This is a genomic window from Phenylobacterium sp. LjRoot225, assembly GCF_964252855.1.
Taxonomy (GTDB): domain Bacteria; phylum Pseudomonadota; class Alphaproteobacteria; order Caulobacterales; family Caulobacteraceae; genus Phenylobacterium.
The window spans coordinates 639,122-655,395 of sequence record NZ_CAXUPL020000002.1 but is presented as its reverse complement, the minus strand read 5'-3'; the positions used below and the strand labels follow the sequence as shown (position 1 = coordinate 655,395).

General features: G+C 67.2%; 22 protein-coding genes. 15 read left to right on the top strand and 7 right to left on the bottom strand.

Annotated features, from left to right (window positions below):
• Position 1: 1 nt before the first annotated feature.
• On the bottom strand, positions 2 to 1,102 hold the full coding sequence (locus ACSQ2B_RS13335) for a saccharopine dehydrogenase C-terminal domain-containing protein (RefSeq protein ID WP_436050486.1): 1,101 nt from the start codon (positions 1,100 to 1,102) through the stop codon (positions 2 to 4).
• Between the two features lie 112 nt (positions 1,103 to 1,214).
• Between ACSQ2B_RS13335 and ACSQ2B_RS13330 the strand changes: the two genes are divergently transcribed.
• The 6 genes from ACSQ2B_RS13330 (at position 1,215) to ACSQ2B_RS13305 (ending at position 4,292) form a co-directional block, all read left to right on the top strand.
• Positions 1,215 to 1,646 (top strand): Lrp/AsnC family transcriptional regulator, encoded by a 432-nt coding sequence (locus ACSQ2B_RS13330; RefSeq protein WP_436050484.1) that lies wholly within the window; start codon positions 1,215 to 1,217, stop codon positions 1,644 to 1,646.
• A gap of 64 nt (positions 1,647 to 1,710) precedes the next feature.
• Positions 1,711 to 2,157: a hypothetical protein gene (locus tag ACSQ2B_RS13325; RefSeq protein ID WP_436050483.1), complete on the top strand. Its 447-nt coding sequence runs from the start codon at positions 1,711 to 1,713 to the stop codon at positions 2,155 to 2,157.
• 57 nt (positions 2,158 to 2,214) lie between these two features.
• The gene (locus tag ACSQ2B_RS13320) at positions 2,215 to 2,652 is read left to right on the top strand and encodes a hypothetical protein (protein ID WP_436050482.1); all 438 of its coding nucleotides are present in this window, start codon (positions 2,215 to 2,217) and stop codon (positions 2,650 to 2,652) included.
• Between the two features lie 287 nt (positions 2,653 to 2,939).
• Positions 2,940 to 3,263 (top strand): hypothetical protein, encoded by a 324-nt coding sequence (locus tag ACSQ2B_RS13315; protein WP_436050480.1) that lies wholly within the window; start codon positions 2,940 to 2,942, stop codon positions 3,261 to 3,263.
• A 58-nt stretch (positions 3,264 to 3,321) separates the two neighbouring features.
• The gene (locus ACSQ2B_RS13310) at positions 3,322 to 3,780 is read left to right on the top strand and encodes a hypothetical protein (protein WP_436050479.1); all 459 of its coding nucleotides are present in this window, start codon (positions 3,322 to 3,324) and stop codon (positions 3,778 to 3,780) included.
• Positions 3,781 to 4,103: 323 nt separating this feature from the next.
• Positions 4,104 to 4,292: a hypothetical protein gene (locus ACSQ2B_RS13305; protein WP_436050477.1), complete on the top strand. Its 189-nt coding sequence runs from the start codon at positions 4,104 to 4,106 to the stop codon at positions 4,290 to 4,292.
• 21 nt (positions 4,293 to 4,313) lie between these two features.
• On the opposite strand, the gene ACSQ2B_RS13300 is transcribed toward ACSQ2B_RS13305, so the two are convergent.
• On the bottom strand, positions 4,314 to 4,793 hold the full coding sequence (locus ACSQ2B_RS13300) for a hypothetical protein (RefSeq protein WP_436050475.1): 480 nt from the start codon (positions 4,791 to 4,793) through the stop codon (positions 4,314 to 4,316).
• 94 nt (positions 4,794 to 4,887) lie between these two features.
• Positions 4,888 to 5,544: a LexA family transcriptional regulator gene (locus tag ACSQ2B_RS13295; RefSeq protein WP_436050473.1), complete on the bottom strand. Its 657-nt coding sequence runs from the start codon at positions 5,542 to 5,544 to the stop codon at positions 4,888 to 4,890.
• 269 nt (positions 5,545 to 5,813) lie between these two features.
• Here ACSQ2B_RS13295 and ACSQ2B_RS13290 point away from each other — a divergent pair, with 269 nt between their 5' ends.
• Together ACSQ2B_RS13290 and ACSQ2B_RS13285 are read left to right on the top strand one after the other, a co-directional pair.
• Positions 5,814 to 6,356 (top strand): GcrA family cell cycle regulator, encoded by a 543-nt coding sequence (locus ACSQ2B_RS13290; RefSeq protein WP_436050471.1) that lies wholly within the window; start codon positions 5,814 to 5,816, stop codon positions 6,354 to 6,356.
• A gap of 31 nt (positions 6,357 to 6,387) precedes the next feature.
• Complete coding sequence (locus ACSQ2B_RS13285; RefSeq protein ID WP_436050469.1) at positions 6,388 to 7,011, top strand: hypothetical protein; 624 nt, start codon at positions 6,388 to 6,390, stop codon at positions 7,009 to 7,011.
• Positions 7,012 to 7,024: 13 nt separating this feature from the next.
• Here the strand turns inward: ACSQ2B_RS13285 and ACSQ2B_RS13280 are convergent, their stop codons facing one another.
• On the bottom strand, positions 7,025 to 7,423 hold the full coding sequence (locus ACSQ2B_RS13280; RefSeq protein ID WP_436050468.1) for a hypothetical protein: 399 nt from the start codon (positions 7,421 to 7,423) through the stop codon (positions 7,025 to 7,027).
• 213 nt (positions 7,424 to 7,636) lie between these two features.
• Between ACSQ2B_RS13280 and ACSQ2B_RS13275 the strand changes: the two genes are divergently transcribed.
• Positions 7,637 to 8,083 (top strand): response regulator, encoded by a 447-nt coding sequence (locus ACSQ2B_RS13275; protein WP_436050466.1) that lies wholly within the window; start codon positions 7,637 to 7,639, stop codon positions 8,081 to 8,083.
• Between the two features lie 92 nt (positions 8,084 to 8,175).
• Entirely contained in the window at positions 8,176 to 8,367 is a 192-nt protein-coding gene (locus ACSQ2B_RS13270) for a hypothetical protein (RefSeq protein WP_436050464.1), read from the top strand.
• 37 nt (positions 8,368 to 8,404) lie between these two features.
• Here the strand turns inward: ACSQ2B_RS13270 and ACSQ2B_RS13265 are convergent, their stop codons facing one another.
• Positions 8,405 to 8,854 carry a glycine zipper 2TM domain-containing protein gene (locus ACSQ2B_RS13265; protein ID WP_436050462.1) on the bottom strand — a complete coding sequence of 150 codons (450 nt, stop codon included), beginning with the start codon at positions 8,852 to 8,854 and terminating at the stop codon, positions 8,405 to 8,407.
• Between the two features lie 164 nt (positions 8,855 to 9,018).
• On the opposite strand from ACSQ2B_RS13265, the gene ACSQ2B_RS13260 reads away from it, so the two are divergent.
• The 4 genes from ACSQ2B_RS13260 to ACSQ2B_RS13245 all read left to right on the top strand — a co-directional run bounded on the left by ACSQ2B_RS13260 (position 9,019) and on the right by ACSQ2B_RS13245 (position 12,533).
• Positions 9,019 to 9,498 (top strand): hypothetical protein, encoded by a 480-nt coding sequence (locus ACSQ2B_RS13260; protein ID WP_436050461.1) that lies wholly within the window; start codon positions 9,019 to 9,021, stop codon positions 9,496 to 9,498.
• On the top strand, positions 9,495 to 9,740 hold the full coding sequence (locus ACSQ2B_RS13255) for a hypothetical protein (protein ID WP_436050459.1): 246 nt from the start codon (positions 9,495 to 9,497) through the stop codon (positions 9,738 to 9,740). Before ACSQ2B_RS13260 ends, ACSQ2B_RS13255 begins: the two co-directional genes overlap by 4 nt.
• 359 nt (positions 9,741 to 10,099) lie before the next feature.
• Complete coding sequence (locus ACSQ2B_RS13250; RefSeq protein WP_436050457.1) at positions 10,100 to 12,301, top strand: Ig-like domain-containing protein; 2,202 nt, start codon at positions 10,100 to 10,102, stop codon at positions 12,299 to 12,301.
• Positions 12,302 to 12,323: 22 nt separating this feature from the next.
• A complete protein-coding gene (locus tag ACSQ2B_RS13245) occupies positions 12,324 to 12,533 on the top strand; it encodes a DUF1353 domain-containing protein (protein WP_436050455.1) in 210 nt (69 codons plus the stop codon).
• Positions 12,534 to 12,540: 7 nt separating this feature from the next.
• On the opposite strand, the gene ACSQ2B_RS13240 is transcribed toward ACSQ2B_RS13245, so the two are convergent.
• Together ACSQ2B_RS13240 and ACSQ2B_RS13235 are read right to left on the bottom strand one after the other, a co-directional pair.
• Positions 12,541 to 13,095: an N-acetyltransferase family protein gene (locus ACSQ2B_RS13240; protein WP_436050454.1), complete on the bottom strand. Its 555-nt coding sequence runs from the start codon at positions 13,093 to 13,095 to the stop codon at positions 12,541 to 12,543.
• A complete protein-coding gene (locus ACSQ2B_RS13235; protein WP_436050453.1) occupies positions 13,092 to 15,179 on the bottom strand; it encodes a S9 family peptidase in 2,088 nt (695 codons plus the stop codon). Before ACSQ2B_RS13235 ends, ACSQ2B_RS13240 begins: the two co-directional genes overlap by 4 nt.
• Positions 15,180 to 15,396: 217 nt before the next feature.
• On the opposite strand from ACSQ2B_RS13235, the gene ACSQ2B_RS13230 reads away from it, so the two are divergent.
• Positions 15,397 to 16,230 (top strand): trypsin-like serine peptidase, encoded by an 834-nt coding sequence (locus tag ACSQ2B_RS13230; protein ID WP_436050452.1) that lies wholly within the window; start codon positions 15,397 to 15,399, stop codon positions 16,228 to 16,230.
• Positions 16,231 to 16,274: the final 44 nt, after the last annotated feature.

Sequence of the window (16,274 nt, the reverse complement as noted above, 5' to 3'; positions counted from 1 at the left end):
GTCAGGCGGCCGCCTGGGTGGCGGTGGCCGGTGCATAGAAGCGGCCGAAACGGTTCTGCAGGAAGGCCGAAAGCGCGACTTCTTCCTGGCGCACGAAGCCGGACTGGGGAATGGCGCCTGCGGCGAGCAGGTCGAGGACGGCGCAGATGGCGCCGGCGGTGGTGATCTGGATGGCGCTGCGCAGCTGACCCTGGACGGGGCCGGCGTAGATCTTCTGGGCGTAGGTCTCCTGGACCAGGCGGCCGGCGCGCTCGCCGCTGACGCTGGCGTAGACGATGACCACGTCCTGGTAGGTGGCCGGCACCGAATTCTCCAGGATGTCCTTCAGCACGTCGCGGCGCTCGCGTAGGCGCAGGTCGTTGAGCAGAGCCTTCATCAGGGCGGCGTGACCCGGATAGCGGATGGTCCGGTAGCTGAGGTTGCGCACCCGGCCGGCCAGGGTCTCGCAGAGCGTGCCGAGGCCGCCGGAGGTGTTGAAGGCCTCGTAGACCACCCCGTCGAGGGCGAACTGCTCGAGGTCCTCCAGCGGCTGGGTCTGGCGCAGCACGCCGTCGACGATGGCCTCGCAGGGCTCGCAGTATTCGTTGATCAGGCCGTCGGTGCTCCAGGTGAGGTTGTAGTTCAGCGCGTTCGACGGGAACTGGGGCAGAGCCCCGACCCCCATCTTCACTTCGAGGAGGCTGTCGAAGCGGGTGGCGAGGTCGTGGGCGACGATGGAGATGAAGCCTGGCGCCAGGCCGCACTGGGGAATGAAGGCGGTGGCGGCGCCCTGCGCCAATTCCTTGACGATGCGGGTGCTGGCGACGTCCTCGGTGAGGTCGAGGTAGTGGACCTTGGCCTGTTTGGCGGCGCGGGCGGTGTCGGGCGTCAGGTGGTAGGGGGCGGCGCTCATCACCGCGAAGGCGCCGTCGAGAGCGGCGGCGAGTTCGGCCGGCGCCTGGATGTCGACCTGGCGGCGCTCAACCGGCGCGCTGGCGTCGAGCCGCTCCAGCGCCGGTGCGGACTTGTCGGCGACGACGACCTGATAGTCGCCGGTTCCGGCCAGCAGGTCGGCGATCGTCGAGCCGATCTTGCCGGCGCCCACCACGACAACCTTCTTCATCGCCGTCCTCCGCATATGGAGGGATCATCGAGCTTGGCGACTTCGAAAGACAGTGGCTGAACCGTCGAAATGCGGGCTACCTTTCGGCAGTTCGCAGGGGAAGCTTGGCCAAGTGCAACTCGACGCCATCGACCAGAAGCTGATCGCCGCCCTGCGCCGCAACGGCCGCGCCTCCACCGCCGAGCTGGCGCGGCTCGTCGGCCGCTCGCGCACCACGGTCCAGGCGCGAATCGAGCGGCTCGAGCGCGACGGGGTGATCATCGGCTACACGGCCAGGCTGGCGCCCGAGCGCGAGCAGGGGGCGGTGCGCGCCCACGTGATGGTCAAGGTCGAGCCGAAGAAGGAGGCCGCCGTCGGCGCGGCGCTACGCACCATCGACGAGGTCCGGGTGCTGCACACCGTGGCGGGCGTGTTCGACATGATCGTCGTCGCGGCCGCCGACACCGTAGGCCAGATCGAAGTGGTCATCGACCGGATCGGCAACCTCGAGGGCGTCGAGCGGACGACGTCTTCGATCATCCTGTCGACGAAGCTGGAACGGTGAAGGGAGCGCCCATGGCGCCTACACCGCCGGCGGATTCGACCATAGGTTGGCGAACATGGTGTTCATGCTTCCGCTTTGGCTCACGTTCCATGTCCAGGGGCTGGCCTACGCCTACGCGATCTGGAACGGGGACGCCGAAGAACGGCTGATCGGCTGGGTCGAGGCGGGCGTCCTGGCCTTGGATATCGTCCTGCTGGACACGCATGTTGGAAACATCAGCGTCGAGTTGCTGAGCGTCATCATCGATGTGGGGATCGCCCTGTCGGTCGCGCTCAGATCAAACAAGACCTGGCCGCTGGCCTATTCTGCGGTCGCTCTGGCGACGCTCTTGACGGTCGTCGCTCAGCTCGTCGCGCCCGTCAGTCACTGGGCCTATGTCACCACGCTGTTTGTCTGGATCTATCTGGAGTGCCTGGTCCTGGTGGTCGGCGCCTGGCGCGCGGGGCGGGCGCGACGCGCGATCTCCATCGGCGGCGCACCCTTGGCCATGGCGAACTCACATGCGGCTTAACGTCCATGCGCCTGCGGCGGCTACGCGGCCGGGGGATTCGACCCTAGGTTGGCGAAAATGCTGTTCGAGCTTCCCACCTGGGTCACTGCGCACGTCGAGGGCCTCGCCTATGCCTACGCGATCTGGAACGGGGACGCCGAAGAGCAGGTGATCGGCTGGGCCTTGGCGGCCGTCCTGGCGCTGGACATCGTCCTGCTGCACGCCAACCCCCACCTTGGGGTGGAGATCATAAGCGTCATGATCGAGTTGGGCGTCGGGCTGTCCGTGGCGCTGCGCTCGGACAAGGCATGGCCGTTGCTCTACGCCTCGGCTGCTCTTGCGTGTGCGCTGACTGTCTTCGCCCAGATCATCCATCCGGTCAGCCTCTGGGCCTACGTCACGGGCAAGTTCGTCTGGTATTACCTCGAATGCCTGATCCTGGTGATCGGCGCTTCGCGCGCGGCGGCTGAGCGAAGGCGTCACGCCCACCTGCCCGCCCAGCCCGCCGCCGCCTGATTTACAACTAAAGGGCGTTGGCGGGTTTTTGATCGCAATAAAGTTGTCGTTCGCAAAGCGTCGAATACATCAGCGCAGTCGGAATTCGTCGCCCGGTTGTGCGGCGTAAGCGCACACCCTTTGCGGTTTCTCTCGTCTGCAACCGGACGGACGCCTTCGTCATTTGCAAATACTAGTTGGTGCTCTCGTTAACTCGTGGTTAGGGTTACTGCATGGTTAAGCTTAATGGTGTCTTAGCCGCAGACAAGGGGTTGAGGGCAATGGACAAGGATATCCGGGCTCAGCGCGTGGCGGTGAAGGTGCACGCCGTGGAACGCAGCATTGACGATACTCTGGCGCTTGCAGCCGAACTCATGATCGAAATGCGGGGCGCCTGCACCGATCTGAACCTGGCCGCGCAGGTGAGCGACGGCGCTTTCGCCAAGCTGGTGGAAGCGATGACCGAGCTGCAGGCGGCGCGCAGCAGCGTCGTGGCCTCGCACAAGCGCATGGACAAGATTCGCGAGGCCCTGGGCCTGCGGACGACCGGCTACACGACCGGCAAGACCCTCGTCGCGGATGAGGAGCTCGAAGTTAAGGCGGAGACGGCTGCGGCGCGCCTGAGCGCCTAAGCTCTTCGCTGATGCTTAAGGACTGTGTGCTTCTGCTCGACGCGGAGGTGCGCAGTCCATGCATCCGTATGTCATACCGCTATCCGAGAATCTTCTGATCCTCGGGTGCGCGCTCTTTGCGTATCGCGAGGGCGGCATTGCTGAGCGGATCGGTTCGGTCTGGCTGGCGTGCAACACGATCGTCGGCTCGCTTCTCCTCGTGTTGAGGGTTGATTCCCTGACAACCCATCTCGTCGCCGACGGCGTCTTCGCCACCGGCTTGTTGCCCTTGGCGGTGATTTTCGCCAGCTATTGGGTCGGCCTCGTCACGCTCGCCGCGTCAGCGCTCTTCGCGCTCGAGGCTGTCTATCTGATCAATGATTGGCCGATCGACCGCCTCTTCGCCAATGTGAACAACGGCCTCGCGATCGCCATTCCGCTTGTCATTCTTTGTTCGGGGCTGGCTAATCGGCGACGCCGACGGCGGCTGGCCGCGGCCAATGGGCGGCCCGGATCCGCAGGCGCCGCCCTGATCTGAGCGTTGCTTGGCCGCGAGCTTCATCTCCCTGATTGGCGACGCCGGCGGCGCCTGGTCTTCTCAAGTTGCATTGGACGTGGCGAGGCGAGGAGCCCAATCTGCTCGGTAAGAGCCCTTCGCGGGCGCGGGGCCACGTTCCAGCCGGACGCGGAGCGGTGAACCCGGGGGCGAGACGAGGTCTTCGCGCGGCGCGAGCTCGCCAAGCGGGACGAAGTCTTCGAACATTCGCTCGCAATGCTAGGCGATGCGATCGGCCTGCCGATCGAGCGGTTCGAGACGACCAGCGAATTCGCCCTCAGGATCTGTGTGACGACGGCTGGCGGGTGACGGTGGAGGGCGACACCCCGCTCGACGTCACCATCGGCTTCCCCATTGAAGTCGAGGATCGCCAGCTGACCCTGCCGCGCCTGACCGCGCACCGGCCGGTCAACGCCATTCCGCATGTCTGCGCCGCGCCTGCGGGGATCGTCACAACGGCGGACCTGCCGCAGGTCATTTCGCGGTTGGGGTGAGCCGGTCCAGCGGCTCGCCGCCTACTCGGCCGCGAGCCTCATCTCTCCCATGAGCAGCTCCGTCAGCGCCAGGCAGGCGCGGCGCGACTCGGGCTGGTCGAGGCGGCCGAGGGCGGCGAGCGCGGCGCCGATTTCGGCGGGGCAGGCGGGACGGTCGGGATCGGCGAAGCCGCGGGCGAAGGCGGCGCGGGCGGTCTCGGCCGGAGCGGCGTAGCCTTGCTGCTGGAGCGCTTGCAGACTGTGTAGGAACTGACCCCGGGGACTTTGGGCGAAGGTCTCGGCGCGGGCGAGCGCGGCCTCGGCGGCGGCGCGGATCGCCTCGGAGGTGCGTGGGGGTCTCGGGGGCGCTGCGCCGAGCCCGGACCAGGCGACGCCGGCGCAGCGATGCGCCTCGGCGCGGTCAGCGGCCTGGCGCGCGGCGTCGCGCCCTTGCTCCTGGGCCGCATAGGGCGCGATGCAGATCTCGCTCGCGTCCCCGAAGCTGAATCGACCGCTCGTCATGACATCCCTCCTCGATAAGGGAATGGTATAAAATATACCGGATTTGTCAAGGAGCGGGTAGGTTAGCCATCTCACAGGGGGTCGGTCTGCCGCCTCAGGCGACTTGGCGCTCGCCCGCGCGGCGGATGATCCGGCGGGCCTGTTTGGGCGGGATGATGGCGGTCGGCTCCGCCGCCCAGCGTAGGCGGACGTCCTCGATCGGCGGCCCGACCTGGCTCTCCAGCACATAGAGGCCGGGGCCGGAGCCGCGCAGCAGGCGCTTGAACAGCACCCGGCCGTCCTCGGTCTCGACGATGCAGTAGTAGCCCAGCATGTCGGGCGTCGGCGGATTGCGCTGGTCCTCGAAATAGATCAGCGAGCCGTCCTCGGCGACCGCCCGCATGGAGTGGCCGACCACCTCGAGCGCCACCGCGGCGGAGGTTCCCCCAGGGGGCACGGGGGCGGTGTCGAAGCCTTCCTGTCCAGTGGTGTGGATCACCGCGCCCTCGCTGTCGGCGCCGACGCGGCCGATGATCCGCACCATGGGTTCAGCCGTCGCCTGCACCGGACCCGTCTCGTCGTAGAGCCATTCGGCGCGGACGCCGAAGGCCTCGGCGTAGTCGCGGGCCTTGCGGAAGGAGAAGGGCGCGTTGCCGTTCTCGTTCGACTTGTAGGTGTTCTCGTTCCAGCCGAAGCGCGCGGCCGCGTCGCTTGCACGGTCGAAGCCGGCGGCGATGCGGGCCTGACGCAGGCGGTCGTGACGTTCAGCCATGCGGGCAGGTCTAGCACGGGTTGGGGTATGAATGCTACCAAAAGGCTTGACTCCGGAACGGTATCAAAAATACCGTAACGCCATGCCTCACCCCAGAACCGCGCCGCCCGCGCCGCCCTCAATTCCCGAGTGTTCGTGTTTTGTTTCACGCGCATATGGCGTCCCGATTGAGCTGGCTTGTCAATCCGCCGGCGGGTCTCGCTCGCGTGAGGACGTCCGAATTTGTCGTAGAGAACAAAACATGAACTCGATGTCCACTGGAGCCCTTCATGACCTGGACTGACGCACGCGTGGCGCAGCTCGCAAGCCTCTGGGCGGAGGGGGTTTCCGCCGCCGGCATCGCGGAGGCCCTCGGCGACATCAGCCGCAGCGCCGTGCTGGGCAAGCTCTACCGATTGGAGCTGCTGGGCAGCCGCAAGCCGGCGTCGGCGCCTCGGCGATATGACGGGCCGGCGGCGAGCCCGCGGGTCGGAATGGGCGAGGGCGTCGCGCTACGCGGGGCCCCGGCCGTGCGCCCGGAGCCCGCCGGACCGGCGGCCCCGTCCGAGCCGCCGAGATCGCCCTGGCGAGAGGCGGCGTTCGCGCCGCTGCCCGGGACGACCCCACGGCCGTGGCTGTCGCGCGACTTCGGCGAATGCGCCTTTCCCGTCGGCGGCGACGGCGACGCCCTGGTCTCGTGCTGCGCCGCGGCCAGGCCGAGGAGCGGCTACTGCCCGGCGCATCACGCGATCGTCTTCAAGGCGGTCGCGCCCGCCGTCCTGGCGGCGGAGCAGCGGCGCTGGACGCAGGCGGCGGAGCGGTGGGCGGCGTGAGGATCGAGTTCGGACACGGAAGGGGAGCTGCATGATGCGACGAAGCAGGGGCGGGCGTCCGCGCAAGGAAGGGCCGCGACACCCCTCGGGCCAGCTGGTGCAGAAGGTCGAGCCCAACGCCAAGGTGGTGGCCTTGCGCCGCGCCCTGTTGGGGGAGGCGCCGTCGGCGCGGCTGGCCGATGCGGAGGATCCGATGCGGCTGGCGCTGGCGCGCGGCTGGATCAGCGAGGCGCAACACCGAGGCGGGCTGCTTTACGCCGGCGCCTGGCGCCGGTCGCACTTGCAACACCGGACCCCGGGGCTGACCGAGACCTCAGAGCCAGCCGCGCGCGATCTGCGGCGGGTGAGCGAGATGTCGGACGCGGAGATCGCCGCGGCTTTCGAGGCGGTGCTCTGCTCGGCCGAAAGCCGTGGTCCGCCCAGCGACGCCGAGCGGGCCGACGCCCGGCTGCGCTACAACACGATGAGTCGCGCGATGACGGCGGAGGAGCAAAACGAGGTCTTCCTCTGCTTCTGCCTGGCCTCCTGGCCGCAATGGATCCTGCAGCGTTGCGCCGGACGGTTCGACACCAGCTGGGAGCGCAAGCACCGGCTGCTGGTCAGCGGACTTGAGACCCTGGCGGGGATCCGCCCCTACCGGCGGGCGGCGTCGTGATGGCGGCCGCGCCCTAGTAGGGCGGGACGAGCTCGGGCGCGGGCTCGGCGGGCGGCGGCGGAGCGAGCTGAGTGTCGCCCGTCGCCGCCGCATCGACCGCGGCGTCGGTCTCCGGAGCGAGCGCCGGGGCGACCAGCTCGACCGGCGGGGCGACATCCGGGGCCGCGCGGACGCGGCGAGGGGGCGGGACTGTCACCGGCGCTGCGACCGTCGGGGTCATGACGGCGAGGGGGGCGGCGGCCGGGGGCGGCGCCTGCGACGAAACGACCACCACCTTGGCGCCGCGGTCGGGGCGCGGCAGGTCCAGCTGGCGCCACAGGCTCGCGGTGAAGCTGGCCACCGCGAGGGCGACCAGGATGAGGCCGGCGAGGGTGACAGAAATCGGGCCGGAAAAGGGGCGAGCCGTGTCCATGGGCGGCCAACTCACGACGTCGACGGAGGTTCCAGAATCCGAGACTCGCCGCCGCGACGCCGGTCGTTTTTGACAAATCGGCTCAAAATGGGCCGCAAGACGCCACCTTTGCGCTCAAATGTCGCAAGACTCGCGCGTAACGTTTGGAATGTCTTAAGTCTGTCGGTCGTCAGATAAGGTCCAGTATAGTGGCTCTAGGTGGGCGCCTTAACCATGGTTCCGAACGCAAACGACGGACGCGCTGCCCCGCGTGTTCTTTATGTCGACGACAACGTGGTGAATCTCCGAGTGGTCGCGGCCATGCTGGAGGCGCTGGGCATCGCCGTCAGTTGCTGTATCTCTCCGGCGGAAGCGCTCGAACTACTGGAGCGCGAGGCCTTCGACATCATCTTCACCGACATCCACATGCCCGAGATGAGCGGTTTCGACGTGCTGCGCGAGATCCGGCTGCGCAAGGGGCCGAACCGCGGCGCGCCGGTGGTGGCGCTGACCGCCGACCTGACCCGGGACGAGGCCCAGTATCGCGAACTCGGCTTCGACGGCTTCGTGTCGAAGCCGGTGACGCTGCGGCCGCTGAGCGAGGTCCTGCTGCTGGTGCTGAGCCCCCGCGGACGCGCCTCGGCGGCCCGAGACCCGGGCGCTTCAGCGGTCGCGACGTAATCCTGGCTTTTTTCGCGGCGATGGTAGTTTCAGCAATTCGCGGCCAACGCGGGTTGTTTCAGCTTCGGATCGAATCAGCGAACGGCCCAGCCATGACCGACACCCTTTGCGTGATCGCGCTCAAGCATATCCAGCGGGTGGTGACGATCGCCTCGTCATCAAATGCGCCGATCACCACGGCCGAGGCGCTGGAGCAGATCGTCGAGATGCTCGACCTGGCGGGCTTCGCGCCCGGGCTCGCGCAAACGGAGCCGCCGGCGGCGGCGGCGGCGACGCTGCAATAGGCCGCCGGCGGACGCCGCGGTCCGCCAGCCGACCCGCTCAGTAGCTGTACGGGTCGTAGCGGTGGCCGCGGTCGCGCGAGCCGTAGCTGCGATACTGGCGCTCGCCATAGCCGCGGTCATAGCCCTCACCGTAGTAGGGGGTGGTCTGGCGGTAGGCGACGCGGCCGTAGTCGCGCGACTCGCAGACGTTCGAGGTCTTGGCGCTGCTGCGGCCGAGGCTGTTGCCGAGCAGGGCGCCGGCCACCGCGCCGATCGCCGCCCCGCCGGTGCGACCGCCATGGCGGCTGGCGAGGCTGGAGCCCAGCAGGGCGCCGGCGACGCCGCCGACCACCGCCCCGGTCGTCCCCTTGTCGTGCTGCTTCGAGGCGCAGGCCTCGTCGTAGCCGTAGCCATAGCCGCGATAGTCGCGGGCGAAGCTGGGCGTGGCGGCGGCGCCGGCTGTGAGGACTGCGAGGGCGACTGCGGAAATGGCCGAGATCTTCTTCATCTGTCTGTCTCCAGTTGCGGGCGAGGCCTGACGCCCCGTGTTGACCGCAATAGAGAGCGGGGCCGCTGAACGACCTCTGAGGCGGCTGTTGTCGCGCGTTCAGGTGTGAGAGAGGTTCGGCTGACCTCTCTGGGAGCGGCCGCGCGGGCCGGGAACGAAGCCGTATGAGCGAGCCTCTCGACACCTCCGACTATCCGACCGGCGCCGCCGAGGTCGACTATGGCGCGAAGGCGCTGACGGCGCTCGAGGCGCTGAAGGCCGACGCCCGGGCGCACGTGGAGAGCTGGGCCTCGTCGCCGCCGGTCAAGGAGCTGGTGCTGGCCTTCGGCGTCGCCCCGCTGGTGGGGGTCTTCCTGGTGCGGTTCGCCGAGCCGATCGCCAGCGGCGAGCTCGAGGGCGGGACGGAGATGTGGGCGGTCGCCGGCGACCTGCCCGCCATGTGTTTCGAGACCGAGGACGCCCGCGTGCCGTCCGATGCGCTTCGGCTCTACTGCGCCATCGCCGAGGACTGGGCGGAGACCGTCCTGGCCGACGGCGATCTTTCCCAGTGCTACCCGATCCCGGTCGAGCCGAGCGCCGAGCTGGCCGAGATGCTGCAGGAGCGCATCGCCCTGCTGCGGAAGGACATCATTCCGCTGGCGTGACGCTGGCCGTTGAGGCTTGCGAGCGGCTGCAAATCACCGCGGAATTCACGAAATGGCAGTATCGGAGTGCGAACGCGCTTCGGCTTTACTGCGCCATCGCCGAGGACTGGGCGGAGACTGTCCTGGCCGGTTGCGATCTCTCCCAGTGCTATCCAATCCCGGTTGAGCCGAGCCGCGAGTTTGCGGACATGCCGTTGAGCCGCGTGAAGTTCCTGCGTGAGGCGTTCGTTCCGCGCGCGTGAGGGAGCGGCTTGCGGATAGACGCAAATCACCTGGGAATTCACGAAATGGCAGGGTCGGAGTGATGGGCAGCCATCGCCGGTTCGAAGAGATGGACGTGAGCGCGGTCCCAATTCGATCCGCGGCGGAAGGGCGTTGCTTCGATCTAATCCTCTCTCACCTCAGAGCGGGACAGATGTCGTCCCCTAACCACCAATTTGCAGCCTGACGCCTCGGCCGAGGGCGTGCGGCGAAAATGAGGCGGTGCAGTGTAAAGTGTTGCTGTGGAGACAACTTCCAATTGTGCCCGTCACAATTCTAAACTAGCCATCTCCCCGAGATAGATTTCGGGGGGCAGGGTGTGACGACGACTACTTTAAACGTGTCTATTGGGCCGACGTCGCCGAGTGGCCTGACCGACGCCGCCATCGTCAACGGCTACGTCAACAACGTCCGCGACACGGCGAGCCAGAAGCTGACCGGCCTAGCCGACGCCGGCGTCACCGTGCGGGTGTACAACGGCGCGACCCAGCTCGGGACCGCCACCGCCGACGAGAGCGGGGCCTGGAGCTTCACGCTCGGGCGGCTGGCGGACGGGCCTTACAAGCTGACCGCCACCGCCGTCGACGCGGAGGGACACGTCAGCGCCGCGAGCGAGGTCCTCAGCTTCAAGGTCGACACCCGGCCGCCATCCAAGCCCGGAACCCTGGCCGACGCCGCCATCTCGAAGGGCTGCGTCAACGCGGAGCACAACACCGCCAGCCAGGCCTTCACCGGCAAGACCGACGCGGGCGCCACGGTCACCGTCTACGACGGCGAAATCCAGCTGGGGACCGTCAAGGCCGGCGGCGACGGGACCTGGAGCTTCACCCTGGGGCAGCTCTCCGAGGGCGCCCACAAGCTGACGGCGAGCGCCACCGACATCGTCGGCAACACCAGCGACCGCAGCGACATCCTGGCCTTCACAGTCGACACCCATGCGCCGGGCGCGCCCAGCGGCCTTGCGGACGCCAAGATCATCGGCGGCTATGTCAACGCCGCCCACAACACCGCCGCCCAGGCGCTGACCGGCAAGGCCGAGGCCTATTCCTTTGTTTCGGTCTATGACGGGGCGACCAAGCTGGGCGCGGTCCAAGCCAGCGGCACGGGCGTCTGGAGCTACACCCTAGGCAAGCTCGCCGGCGGCGACCACAGCCTCACCGCCACGGCCACGGACAAGGCCGGCAACATCAGCCCTACGAGTTCCGCGCTCGCGTTCACGGTCGCGGCCTCGCCGCACCCGGCGACGATCAGCGGGACGCTCGTGGCCAACCAGATGGTCACCTTCAACGACTTTCCGCCGCAGAGCGCGCCCCCCTTCATCGGCGATGTGCCGGACGGATACGCAGGCTTCCACTGGGGCAGCAGGGGCGATCTCAACTATAGTGAGACGTCGTCCGTCGGCGGCGACATATCAGTCTACAACCTGAATGACAGGCTCGCCATTTCGCGCGCGGACGGGTCCAGTTTCGGCATCGTCAGCCTGGATATCGTCAGCGACAGCAGGTACGGGTCCGACGGGGCGTCGGCGGCCTATATCACGGGATATCGGCACGGGATCGCCGTCTACTCCACATCGGTGGAGCTGTTGAACTATTCGGAAGACCCAGATCACGTCGTGCCGACTACAGTGCAGACGCTAAACCTAAATTTCGAAAACATCGATAGTCTGGTGATTTATGCGGGCGGCCTTAACCCGCACGGAAACCCATACCTGCTGGATAACCTCAATTTCGTCTTGAATGGTCCAGGCGTGACGACCGGGACGGACAGTGGCAGCGTCGGGGAGGACGGCGCGCTCAAGGCCAGGGGCCTGCTCACCGTCACCGATCCGGACAGCGGCGAAGCGCACTTCAAGGCGCCGACCAGCGCAGCGCTTCATGGAACCTATGGCGACTTCGCCTTCGCCGACGGCGCCTGGAGCTACACGCTCAACAACGACGCTACGAATGTTCAGGCGCTGGGGCGGGACCAGGTCGTCCACGACACCTTGACGGTTACCTCGCTGGACGGAAGCGCCACACGCACCATCGATGTGTCAATCATCGGCGTCGCCGAGCCGATCACGCCGAACCATGTGGTCACCTTTGACGACCTCCCGAGCGTGGCGGTCGGCGACTCGATACCGCAAGGCTATGCTGGATTTAACTGGGTCGGCCTGGAATACTTCGAGGAGGAGTCGACGCCGATAAAGAATCAATACGACGCATCGCAAGATGCGGATTTTGAGTTGAGCAATACAGCCTTCTATAGTTCATCGCTGACTATTGCGCGGGAAAACGGGTCGTCTTTCTCGATTTCCAGCCTGAAGATTGCTGACGGGTCCATGCCCAATGACATGGTTCTCGGAAACGTCGACATAATTGGAATTAAGGCTGGCTCTCCGGACATCGTCACCCACGTCTTGATGCAAGACTACGATCAGACCGTCACCCTGAACTATGCCGACATCGATGAGTTGGTGATTGAAAGGACCGGGACCGGACGCTGGTTTGAACCAGCGCTCGGCAAGTTCACCATCGATGATCTTGGATTTTCGTATTGAAATAGCTCGGCGCTCAGCGCCCTTGCCTTCCACCGCAAATCACCGCGCTGGGAAGGCGGCTGTCGTCCACGATTACCTCTATGCGACCGGGGGGCTGGGCGGGCGTTACAGCCGGGCCGAGGCCGACGGGATCTTCCGCGAGGCCTTGGGCGCGCTGGGCGTGCCGTTGTGGAAGCGGAGCCTGCTCTGGGCTGCGGTCCGGCTTGGGGGTGCGGGCGGCTGGAGGCGCTGAGCGGGCGTCAGTGTCCGGTGAGCGTCAGGCCCGTCGCGTCCGGCGCGGTGGCGTCCCCGCCGTTCAGCGCCTTCTGCATCCAGACGACGTCGACCCAACGCCCGTGCTTGAAGCCGACGTTCCTGCCGACGCCGGCAGGTTCGAAGCCGAGGGCGCGGTGAAGGCCGACCGAGGCGGCGTTCCGGGAATCGCCGATCACGGCGACGACCTGGCGCAGGCCCATCGCCTCGCAGGCCGCGAGCACTGCGGACAGGAGGGCGCGGCCCAGGCCGCGCCCGACCGCTTCGGGCGCGAGGTAGATGCTGTCCTCGACGGTGTAGCGGTAGGCGGCGCGCGGCCGAAACGGGGCGGCGTAGGCGTAGCCCAGAACCCGGCCGGCTTCTTCGGCGACGAGCCAGGGCAGGCCGTGCGCGACGACGGCCAGGCGTCGCTGATCCATCACGGCCGCGGACGGCGGAACCTCCTCGAAGGTGCCGAAGCCGTGCAGGACGTTATGGCCGTAGATGGCGGCCAAGGCTTCGGCGTCCGCAGCGGTCGCCGGGCGGATCAGCGGTTGGGTCATGTCGTCCGCCAGCCCTTGTCGATCGCCCAGATGGCGAAGGCGTAGTCGAGGGCGATCTCCTTCAGGAAATCAAAGCGGCCGGAGGCGCCGCCGTGGCCGGCCTCCATATTGATCTTCAGGAGGATCGGCGCCTCGCCCGTTGTCTGTTCGCGTAGCTTAGCGACCCATTTCGCCGGCTCCCAATAGGTGACGCGCGGGTCGGAAAGGCCGCCGGTGGCGAGCACCGGCGGATAGGCCTGCGGCTTCACCTGATCGTAGGGGCTGTAGCCGGCGATCCGGTCGTAGGCTTCCGCGTCCTCGATCGGATTGCCCCATTCGGGCCATTCGGGCGGGGTGAGCGGCAGGGTGGTGTCGCTCATGGTGTTGAGCACGTCGACGAAGGGGACGGCGGCGACGATCCCGCCCCAGAGGTCGGGGCGGAGGTTGGCGACGGCGCCCATCAGCATCCCGCCCGCCGAACCGCCATAGGCCGCGATCCGGTCCTTCGCGCTGTAGTTTTCGGCGATCAGATGTTCGGCGCAGGCGATGAAGTCGGTGAAGGTGTTGGTCTTGGTCTCGCGACGGCCGTCGAGGAACCAGCCCCAGCCCTTGTCCGAGCCGCCGCGGATGTGCGCCACCGCCCAGATCCAGCCGCGGTCGACGAGGCTGAGGCTGCGGATCGAGAAGCTCGGCTCCATGGCGTGGCCGTAGGAGCCGTAGCCGTAGAGAAGCAGAGGCGCGGAGCCGTCGAGCGGCGTGTCCTTGAGCATGAGGACCGTCACCGGCACCTGCTGGCAGTCCTGCGCCGTTGCGTAGAGGCGCCGGGCGACATAGCGCGCCGGATCGTGGCCCGAAGGGATCTCCTGGGTTTTGCGCAGGATGCGCGCGCGGCTTTCGAGGTCGTAGTCGAACCACTGCCGGGGAGTGGTCGGCGACTGGTAGACGAAGCGGGTGGTGGTGGTTTCGTACTCGTAGCCGCCCTCAAGGTGCAGGGCGTAGGCGTCCTCGGCGAAAGCGATCTCGTGCGTGCGGCCGTCGCGGGCGACCACGACCAGACGGTCCAGCGCATTGACCCGCTCGGCCCGGACCAGGTGGCCCGAATAGGCGGCGAAGCCGGTGATGTAGCGGCCCGGCTCGTGCGCGATCCAATCGCGCCAGCTGACCTTGGTCGGGATCGCCGCGTCGGAGACGCTGAGCTTGAAGTCGACCGCGCCGTCGTCGTTGGTGCGGATCACCCAGCGGTCGGTCCAGTGGTCGAGCTCGTATTTGACGCCGACGCGGCGCGGTTCGGCGACGACCGGGGCTGCGGTGGGATCGGTGGCCGGGACGAGCCAGAGCTCGGTGGTCTCCTGGTTGCCGACGTGGATGACGACGTGGCTGTCGTCGGCGGTGATTCCGACGCCCAGGAACATGCCGTCATCGGTCTCTTCATAGACTAGAACGTCCTCGCCACCGCGTGCGGGTCGGCGGAAGACCTTGGCGGGGCGCGCGTTCTCGTCGCGCCAGATCCAGAAGAGATATTGGCTGTCCGGCGAGAAGGTGAAGTCGCCGTAGGCGCTTTCGACCGGGGCGCCGATCTCTACGCCCGAGTCGAGGTCCTTGACGCGGATGGTGAAGTATTCGGAGCCTTGCTCGTCAGCGGCCCAGGCGAAGAGGGCGTGGTCGGGGCTGTGGCTCGCCCCGCCGACCTGGAAGTAGGCCTTGCCCCTGGCCAGCGCATCTTCGTCGAGCAGGATCTCCTCGCCCTTGTCCGAGCCGCGGGGACGGCGGGCGTGGATCGGGTGCTCAGCGCCGATTTCGTAGCGCGAGTAGTATTCCCACGGCCCATCAGGCGTCGGGACCGAGGCGTCGTCTTCCTTGATGCGCCCCTTCATCTCCGCGAACAGCTGGGCCTGCAGCTCTTCGGTCGAGGCGAGCATGGCCTTGGTATAGCCGTTCTCGGTCTCAAGGTGTTCGCGGACGTCGGCGCGCAGGCTCTTGGGGTCGCGCAGCACCTGCTGCCAGTTCTCGTCCTTCATCCAGGCGTAGTTGTCGACGCGGACACGGTCGAGCTGTTCGATCCGCTTGGGATCCTTGCGGGCGACGGGCGGGGCGGGGGAGGTCATGGCCGCCTAAATGCGCTGCCCCGGCTCCAGGCTCAAGACGCCGCCGGCGGATGGCGACGCGGGGGCGGAATTGAGGCGCCCCCGCGTCGCTTAGGCGCAACCCTCTCACGCGCTCTTTTCTTGGCGCGGACCTCTGACTCTGATTCACTCAGTTCACATCGAGATCGCGCAAAGACGCGAAGGGCGTAGTTTTCTTGTTCAGTCGTCGGGGTTCCCAATGAACGTGGATCTCTCCGTCGAGCTGATGCACGCGACCGTTCAGCTGGAGCAGCCGCTCGGCAATGGCACGCGCACGGTCGGCACGGGGTTTCTGATCTCTGATACGGCGCCTGACGGGCGGCCGCGGACGGTGCTGGTCACCGCCAACCATGTGTTCCGGATGATGCCGGGACAGGTGGCCCGCATCGGCTATCGTGTGGCGAACCCCAACGGCAGCTGGAGCTATACGCCTCAGCCGTTGCACATTCGCGACCCGGGCGGGCAGGAGCTCTGGACCCATCATCCGTCGCGCGACGTCGCCGCGATCGTCATTTCGGCTCCGCCGGAATTCGCCAAGGCTGCGATTCCGAAGGATTATCTCGCCTCGGACGACACCTTCACCCAATATCAGGTGGAGGCGGGCGACGAACTGATGGCCCTGGGCTTCCCACGGGGCCTGGCGGCCAACCAAGCGGGTTTCCCGATCCTGCGCTCAGGCCGGATCGCCTCCTATCCTGTGGCGCCCGCGAAGATCTTCCCCACCTTCCTGCTCGACTTCTCGGTGTTTCCCGGCAACTCGGGCGGACCGGTGTTCATGCATAATGGCGGCAGGCGCACGCCGGGCGACGCCACGCAGCCGCCGCGGGACGCGGAGTTCATCGCAGGCCTGCTGACTCAGCAGGTTGAGCTCAACAACGAGCGCCTGGAGATCGGCATCGTCACCCACGCCAAGTATATCCGTGAGACGATCGACCTCGTGGACAATCCGGCCGCGCCGGTGACCATAGCCGCGAGCGAGCCGGTGACAGGCGCTCGAGCGGCTTCGGCCGAGGAGGCCGCAACGCCGAACTGATCAAGAGAATGTGCCTGCGCCTCTCGGAGCGGGGCCTGGAGTTG

Excerpts from the sequence above, each read along its gene's own strand:
- ACSQ2B_RS13335 (WP_436050486.1), bottom strand. The coding sequence starts at position 1,102 with ATGAAGAAGGTTGTCGTGGTGGGCGCCGGCAAGATCGGCTCGACGATC.
- ACSQ2B_RS13325 (WP_436050483.1), top strand. The coding sequence starts at position 1,711 with ATGCTTCCGCTTTGGCTCACGTTCCATGTCCAGGGGCTGGCCTACGCC.
- ACSQ2B_RS13320 (WP_436050482.1), top strand. The coding sequence starts at position 2,215 with ATGCTGTTCGAGCTTCCCACCTGGGTCACTGCGCACGTCGAGGGCCTC.
- ACSQ2B_RS13310 (WP_436050479.1), top strand. The coding sequence starts at position 3,322 with ATGCATCCGTATGTCATACCGCTATCCGAGAATCTTCTGATCCTCGGG.
- ACSQ2B_RS13300 (WP_436050475.1), bottom strand. The coding sequence starts at position 4,793 with ATGACGAGCGGTCGATTCAGCTTCGGGGACGCGAGCGAGATCTGCATC.
- ACSQ2B_RS13295 (WP_436050473.1), bottom strand. The coding sequence starts at position 5,544 with ATGGCTGAACGTCACGACCGCCTGCGTCAGGCCCGCATCGCCGCCGGC.
- ACSQ2B_RS13290 (WP_436050471.1), top strand. The coding sequence starts at position 5,814 with ATGACCTGGACTGACGCACGCGTGGCGCAGCTCGCAAGCCTCTGGGCG.
- ACSQ2B_RS13285 (WP_436050469.1), top strand. The coding sequence starts at position 6,388 with ATGATGCGACGAAGCAGGGGCGGGCGTCCGCGCAAGGAAGGGCCGCGA.
- ACSQ2B_RS13280 (WP_436050468.1), bottom strand. The coding sequence starts at position 7,423 with ATGGACACGGCTCGCCCCTTTTCCGGCCCGATTTCTGTCACCCTCGCC.
- ACSQ2B_RS13275 (WP_436050466.1), top strand. The coding sequence starts at position 7,637 with ATGGTTCCGAACGCAAACGACGGACGCGCTGCCCCGCGTGTTCTTTAT.
- ACSQ2B_RS13270 (WP_436050464.1), top strand. The coding sequence starts at position 8,176 with ATGACCGACACCCTTTGCGTGATCGCGCTCAAGCATATCCAGCGGGTG.
- ACSQ2B_RS13265 (WP_436050462.1), bottom strand. The coding sequence starts at position 8,854 with ATGAAGAAGATCTCGGCCATTTCCGCAGTCGCCCTCGCAGTCCTCACA.
- ACSQ2B_RS13260 (WP_436050461.1), top strand. The coding sequence starts at position 9,019 with ATGAGCGAGCCTCTCGACACCTCCGACTATCCGACCGGCGCCGCCGAG.
- ACSQ2B_RS13240 (WP_436050454.1), bottom strand. The coding sequence starts at position 13,095 with ATGACCCAACCGCTGATCCGCCCGGCGACCGCTGCGGACGCCGAAGCC.
- ACSQ2B_RS13235 (WP_436050453.1), bottom strand. The coding sequence starts at position 15,179 with ATGACCTCCCCCGCCCCGCCCGTCGCCCGCAAGGATCCCAAGCGGATC.
- ACSQ2B_RS13230 (WP_436050452.1), top strand. The coding sequence starts at position 15,397 with ATGAACGTGGATCTCTCCGTCGAGCTGATGCACGCGACCGTTCAGCTG.